This is a genomic window from Microcystis sp. LEGE 08355, from assembly GCF_015207185.1.
Lineage (GTDB): Bacteria > Cyanobacteriota > Cyanobacteriia > Cyanobacteriales > Microcystaceae > Microcystis > Microcystis panniformis.
The window spans coordinates 1-6090 of the sequence record NZ_JADEXI010000273.1 but is presented as its reverse complement, the minus strand read 5'-3'; the positions used below and the strand labels follow the sequence as shown (position 1 = coordinate 6090).

Sequence of the window (6090 nt, the reverse complement as noted above, 5' to 3'; positions counted from 1 at the left end):
GTACAAACCAGTTTAAGGGCGGGATTTAGCAAAATTATCAGTTTTGATATGGGAGGAACTAGCACCGATGTGTCTCATTTTCAAGGGGAATACGAGCGCCAAACAGATAACGAAATTGCCGGCGTAAGAATGCGAGCGCCGATGTTAAGTATTCACACCGTGGCCGCTGGTGGAGGTTCGATTTTAGTCTATGATGGTTCTCGTTTTCGGGTTGGGCCGGAAAGTGCCGGAGCTAATCCGGGACCTGCCTGTTATCGACGGGGTGGACTATTAACAATTACCGATGCTAATGTTTTGTTAGGAAAAATTCAAGCCACCTATTTTCCCGCTATTTTTGGACAAGAGGGAAATTTACCCCTAGATAAAGAGATTGTGCTGACAAAGTTTCACGAATTAGCGGCAACAATGGGTGGTAATAATAGTCCTGAAATGTTGGCTGCGGGGTTTATTCAAATTGCCGTGGAAAATATGGCTAATGCGATTAAAAAAATCTCTCTACAAAAGGGTTATGATCTCAGTGATTATACTCTTTGTACCTTTGGCGGTGCCGGGGGTCAAGTGGCCTGTTTAATTGCCGATACTCTGGGAATGAAAAGCATTTTTCTCCATCCCTACGCCGGGGTTTTAAGCGCCTACGGCATGGGTTTGGCCGATTTGAGGGTAATTAAAGAAAAAGCGATCGAACAGCCGTTAAATGCTGATTTAATCGGGCAGTTACTCACGGAAATGAACGAATTAGAAGTTTTAGCAGGTCGGGAATTAGAGGGTTATAATCAGGTGCGGCAGCAAGTCAGTTTAAAATATCAAGGCAGTGATGCCACTTTAGCGGTTAATTTTAGCGATCAAATGCGTCAGGATTTTGAACGGGAACATCAAAGACGTTATGGGTTTAAACAAGAACAAAAAGCTTTAATTGTTGAGTCGATTGCCGTGGAATTGATCCAGACTATGGACAGTCCCCAAGAAGCAATTTTAACCCGCACCCGTCCCATGGAAGAATTACCTCCTATGCTCGATCGAGTAGCGGTTTTTCTGGCTAATCAATGGCGGGAAACGCCAATTTATCAGCGTTCAGATCTGCAACCTTTTGATTGTCTGCCAGGACCCGCAATTATTATCGAAAAAATTAGCACGATTGTGATTGAACCGGGTTGGATGGCCAAATTAACGGAGAAAAATCATTTAATTCTCTCCAAAGATTAACTAATTGAACTACATAAGTAGGGAGGTACAATTATTTGTAGGATGGGTTAGCGGTAGCGTAACCCATGCGGGCGTTGGGTTTCATGCTTCAACCCAACCTACGTTCTAAAGATATTATCCAACAAGGTTTTTAGATTTATTCAGCCAGCCCTACTTAGAAATATCTACAGCAGTTATCCTAATTGATCAATTCTCATTTCGCCGAGGTATTTACGGAGATAGGGAGAAAAAACCTCGTAAATCAGGGTAAGGGGTTGGCGAGCGTGCCAAAATAGGTAATGACGACCCCAAAATGCTCCTTTTTCCCCAAAAGCTATTTCTAATTCCGGGGAATGACCGTAATAAAGTCCCTGCACATCGCGATACAATTCCGTGTGCAGCCGCGAGAGACTTTCCCAAATCGGTAGGGAACGATTTTCTAGATATTCGTCCACTTGATTGGCAGACCACCAAGAAGCGGCATAGGCTAACCTTTGACCACTAGCTGTGCGTAACCAGACTTGACGACGCAATCTCGGCCCCGGAATCAGGCTAATTTTCATCGGTGCGCCATCCTCATCGTCGCCGATGGGGGACATATCGATCACATCCACCTCCGTTTTTTCACCAGTTAAAAGTTGTAAATGACGGGTGGGAGAACCATCGCCGAGAATTAAAATCTGCCAAGGAGGCGCGAGTTGGCTATGGGGTAAACCTTGTTTCACATCGGTTTCGTCTCCTTGCCAGAGAGGGGACAGGGAGTACCAAGGACGATTAAGCAGGGGTTTTTCTTGGGGGTGGAGGATAGCAGTCAAGGTTTGTTACAAAACTTTATGATTTTTTCATTAATCATAACACGGGATTTTTGTCTGCTGGTGATAAAAGCGATCGCCTTGCTCCAATCCTCTCTAAATTTTTGGTTAGCATAGGCACTCTCGCCAAAGGAGATCGGCTATTTTGATCTTAACGATAAAAAGGTATCAATATCTGGAGGAGTTTTTGTAATCTTCTCAGGGCAATTAATTGTCGAATCTTGGGATTAATTTGGGGTGGATAAATGCTGGTGGCTAATTGTTCTTCCAGTAAGGCATATTCTGCCGCATTTAGGGGTTGATTATCCAAGGGCGATCGAGCCGAAGTGATAATTTCTGCTCGTAAAACTTCTTCGGGAATATCTTCAGGAGCGGGCAAAGCAAGGGCTTTTAGGGGCGATAAGAAACCGATCGAGATGAGGATGATAATTTTGGTCGTTCGCTGCATTTAATTTAAACCGGGTGGCAATTTTTCTCGACACTGTTGATGAATTTCCCCGATTCTAGCAAACAACCAGGGATATTTTTGACGATAACTGGGAATTAGAGCCAGAGGACTGAGTAGGGCAGTGGCGGCAATATCGGCTACACTTAATTTATCTCCCACCAAATAGGCCTGATTTTGCCAATATTCTAGAATCTTGAGGGCATTTTCTAGCCGCTCCTCCGCTAGTTTTACCCTGGCTGGGGTGATTTTATATTGTTGTCGCACGATATTAATAATTATTTGACTACTCAGGGAAGGATCGATCGCTTTTCCCTCTCCAGCGCGATAATTATAATAGACAAATCTAGTCGCTACTCCAATACTTTCATCTAACCAATCCTCTAGTAACCAAGCTTGATTTTTCTCCTTTTCCCCAGCGGGAATAAAAGAGGGGAAAGGAACTACTTTTTCTAAATATTTTAAAATGGCAGTAGAATCGGCAATAATCTCATCTGCTGCCATTAAAACGGGGACAGTGGTTAACCCTTTAGTTAGGGGACTGAGTTTGAGAATATGTAGTCCGGGGGTGAGATTTTCTACTTGGTAATCAATCCCCTTATAACCTAGAGCTAAACGAGCTTTGCGACAGTAATGAGATGTGCTAAATTGAAGTAAAAGCATTAATTGTTGTTGGTTGCTATATTAGTTATCAGTTATCAGTTATCAGTTATCAGATTTGAGTTTTAAGTTCACTGTTCACTGTTTACTGTTTACTGTTTACTGAATTGGCAATAGGTCTATACTATGAGCAAACCCTCCCTTTTTTCGGCTGTTTCTCGTCCTTATGCGACTAATTCACAAGCAAAAGATCCCTGGTTAGCGGTCAATCTCTCGATGTTCTTCCCCGGCTTGGGACAATGGTATGCTAACAAAAACCGGAAAGCAACCCTTTTGGCAATCGCTCAATTAATATTAATAATTGTGACAATTTGGTCAATTTTTAGCCCCAATGGCCCTGTAAGCTGGGGATTAGGGGGAATAGTTGCTCTGGTTGTCCTTTACATTAGCAATATTTTTGACGCTCACTGGAGTGTTTATTATTCCAGACAGAATAACAGCTTAGAGAAAATTCCCCGGAAACAAAAAAACCCATGGTTTGCCGTCTTCGCTAACCGGATTATGCCAGGTTTGGGGCAATTGTACGCTGATAAGGTGAGCTTAGGGATAATTTTTCTGACTATATCCCAGATTAGCCTGAAAATGGCTGATTTTTTTGCTAATATCCTCTTTCTTGCGCCTTTAATTACAGCGATCGCTATTTATCATGTTTATCACACTTTCCCCCATCAATTCCATCCCCATCGTCACACCTATCGTTCCATTTTGGCGCTGATGGTGGCAGCAATTTTTACTTGGGGAATTATCTGTAATTATTTTCCCGATTGGTTACATCAAAAAATAGAATTTTTCGAGATTCCTAGCGAATCCATGCTGCCTACCCTCGCAGTAGGTGATCGCGTTTTCGTCAGTCAATCCAGTAATTATCAAGCGGAAAGAGGCGATATAATTGTTTTTAGAACTCCCGAAAAAATTAAGCAACTAGAGCCTAATTCGGGAGATTTTTTTATCAAACGAGTCATCGCTATTCCCGGGGATACCATGGAAATCCGCAGGGGTAAAGTTTATCTCAACCGGCAAGTTATCGAGGAACCCTACACCGCCGAGTTAGCCAATTATGAAATAGAATTTATGACTGTACCCCCAAAAAACCTGTTTGTTTTGGGAGATAATCGTAACCATAGTTTTGATTCCCATGCTTGGGGTTTTTTGCCAGAAAGTTATATCGTTGGTCAAGCCTATAAAGTTTACTGGCCCCTCGATCGTGTCCAGTCTTTGCTATGATGGGGATGACTGGGGTAACTTTGAGCCTAGGTGTTACAGTTAGATGAGTTGGGGTATTGTTAGATGATTATAACATTCCCAACCTCTTGAAATGTTCCTGAAAAATCCCCACTGTTCCTAGATAATTAACTTCAATCTTTTCTTGATTAATATGCTCTTAAAATTTCCTCAAAAGCTGAAAATTCAGCGACTAATATTATTAATAATATGGCTAGGAATAGGGATATTTTTCTGGTGGTTATCCTGGCAATCCACCGGGATGAGCCAAATTCAACGACCCGAAACAGTTGCTCAACAAATTTATCAAGTAATGCTAGATTTACCGAAAGAAAACAACTATATCCGTCGAGAGACAGGAGCGGTAGATCCGAATAATACTTTAATCAGTCGCTTTCTTCGTTATCATCAAGATACAAAAAAAAGGTTTACTCTCATACGTTTTGATTGGCAATTAACCCTAGGAGATTATCTAGGAGTAAACGAGAAAATCAGCGAAGAAAACTATCCCGGACAAGCAACCCTTACCGTTAACCCCATGGCTGCCGATATCAAAGCGATGAACAGTCTTAATCGTCGTCAACGGCAGCAGTTAGTCACCCTTCTAGTCGAAATTTATAACCCCGCTATTCTCCCCCAAGAAACCCCCAATCCTAGTCCTTCTCCTAGTCCTTCTCCTAGTCGTCCATCTTTATCAAAACCGGGAGATGCTGACCTATTAAAATTCTAGAAAATTATGGAAAAAATTCTCAAATATGGTTCGGGTTGGCGACTCGGTTGGAATCCTAAGGCAGCCGTTTATAAAGGATTAATTGGTGGCGATGATTGGGCGATCGAATTAACCGAGGCCGAGTGGCAAGATTTGCGTCGGTTACTATCACAATTGACCGCAACTATGGCAGCCATGGCCACAGAATTAATGGATGAAGAAAGTATTGCTTGTGAAGCGGAAAGCGAGCTTTTATGGTTAGAAGCGGCAGGATTTCCCGATAATTATTCCCTGCGATTGATTCTCTATCAAGGTCGCGGTTGTGAGGGCAATTGGTCGGCCAATGCCCTGCCAGAGTTGCTCGCTGCTTGGGACAATTTGCTTTACAATTTTTAAGAAAGCGGTGGGCATAAGTTAATTTTTGTCTCCCCCTCTTGACTTTTTGATTCCCCTGTGCTGCTATGCTTGCCCATCCGAGGACGAAGACCGATAATCTCACCTACACTCCGCCCCCATTGCTGAAAAACGGTTTTGCCATGACCCTCTATGTGTCCCTAAAAGCGCGAGAAACCTGGCAAAATACGATCGCTATTCCCGAACCAGTCTATCAAGAAACCATTTTCACTGGGGCCAATGCGGTCCCCATCTACGGGATTGTTTCCATTCCCCCGCAAGCTAAGGGAACAATTATCGGCACCTACGGCATCACGGGAGACTTAGATAATCAATGGTTTTTAAGAATTTTAGGCAGAAAAGCCGTAGCAAGAAACTACGCAGTCGTCCTCTTCGATTGGCGGGCCCACGGTAAGACAGCCGAATTATCCCCGACTCTCACCTCCGATGGCATCTATGAAGGGCTAGATTTCCTTCATATTGCCGCCCAAGCTCAAAAAATGGGCTGTCCTGCCCCTTTTTGGTTCACGGGTTACTCTCTGGGGGGACAATTGGCCCTCTGGGGAATTAAATCGGCAGAGAATCAGGAAGATATAGGCATCGATCCCGCCCATATCGGTGGTGGTGCGGTAATTTGTCCTAATTTAGACTCTAATCGTTCTTTATCC

Annotated in this window: 8 protein-coding genes; 5 read left to right on the top strand and 3 right to left on the bottom strand. The window is 43.2% G+C overall.

Annotated elements, in window-relative coordinates:
* The coding region (locus tag IQ242_RS14340) for a hydantoinase/oxoprolinase family protein (RefSeq protein WP_193960427.1) at positions 1-1203 on the top strand (1203 nt) is incomplete at its 5' end.
* Between the two features lie 173 nt (positions 1204-1376).
* On the opposite strand, the gene IQ242_RS14335 is transcribed toward IQ242_RS14340, so the two are convergent.
* From IQ242_RS14335 to IQ242_RS14325, 3 genes are all read right to left on the bottom strand, one after another.
* Positions 1377-1997 carry a chorismate lyase gene (locus IQ242_RS14335; RefSeq protein WP_151697304.1) on the bottom strand — a complete coding sequence of 207 codons (621 nt, stop codon included), beginning with the start codon at positions 1995-1997 and terminating at the stop codon, positions 1377-1379.
* 148 nt (positions 1998-2145) lie between these two features.
* Positions 2146-2442 (bottom strand): hypothetical protein, encoded by a 297-nt coding sequence (locus IQ242_RS14330; protein WP_002767927.1) that lies wholly within the window; start codon positions 2440-2442, stop codon positions 2146-2148.
* On the bottom strand, positions 2443-3102 hold the full coding sequence (locus tag IQ242_RS14325; protein ID WP_052275712.1) for a glutathione S-transferase family protein: 660 nt from the start codon (positions 3100-3102) through the stop codon (positions 2443-2445).
* Positions 3103-3225: 123 nt separating this feature from the next.
* Between IQ242_RS14325 and lepB the strand changes: the two genes are divergently transcribed.
* The 4 genes from lepB to IQ242_RS14305 form a co-directional block, all read left to right on the top strand.
* On the top strand, positions 3226-4323 hold the full coding sequence (gene lepB, locus IQ242_RS14320; protein ID WP_193960426.1) for a signal peptidase I: 1098 nt from the start codon (positions 3226-3228) through the stop codon (positions 4321-4323).
* A gap of 151 nt (positions 4324-4474) precedes the next feature.
* Complete coding sequence (locus tag IQ242_RS14315) at positions 4475-5050, top strand: hypothetical protein (RefSeq protein ID WP_193960425.1); 576 nt, start codon at positions 4475-4477, stop codon at positions 5048-5050.
* Positions 5051-5056: 6 nt separating this feature from the next.
* Positions 5057-5425: a DUF1818 family protein gene (locus tag IQ242_RS14310; protein ID WP_193960424.1), complete on the top strand. Its 369-nt coding sequence runs from the start codon at positions 5057-5059 to the stop codon at positions 5423-5425.
* 65 nt (positions 5426-5490) lie between these two features.
* Positions 5491-6090, top strand: a 600-nt coding sequence (locus tag IQ242_RS14305) for an alpha/beta fold hydrolase (protein ID WP_193960423.1), incomplete at its 3' end; no start/stop codon positions are given.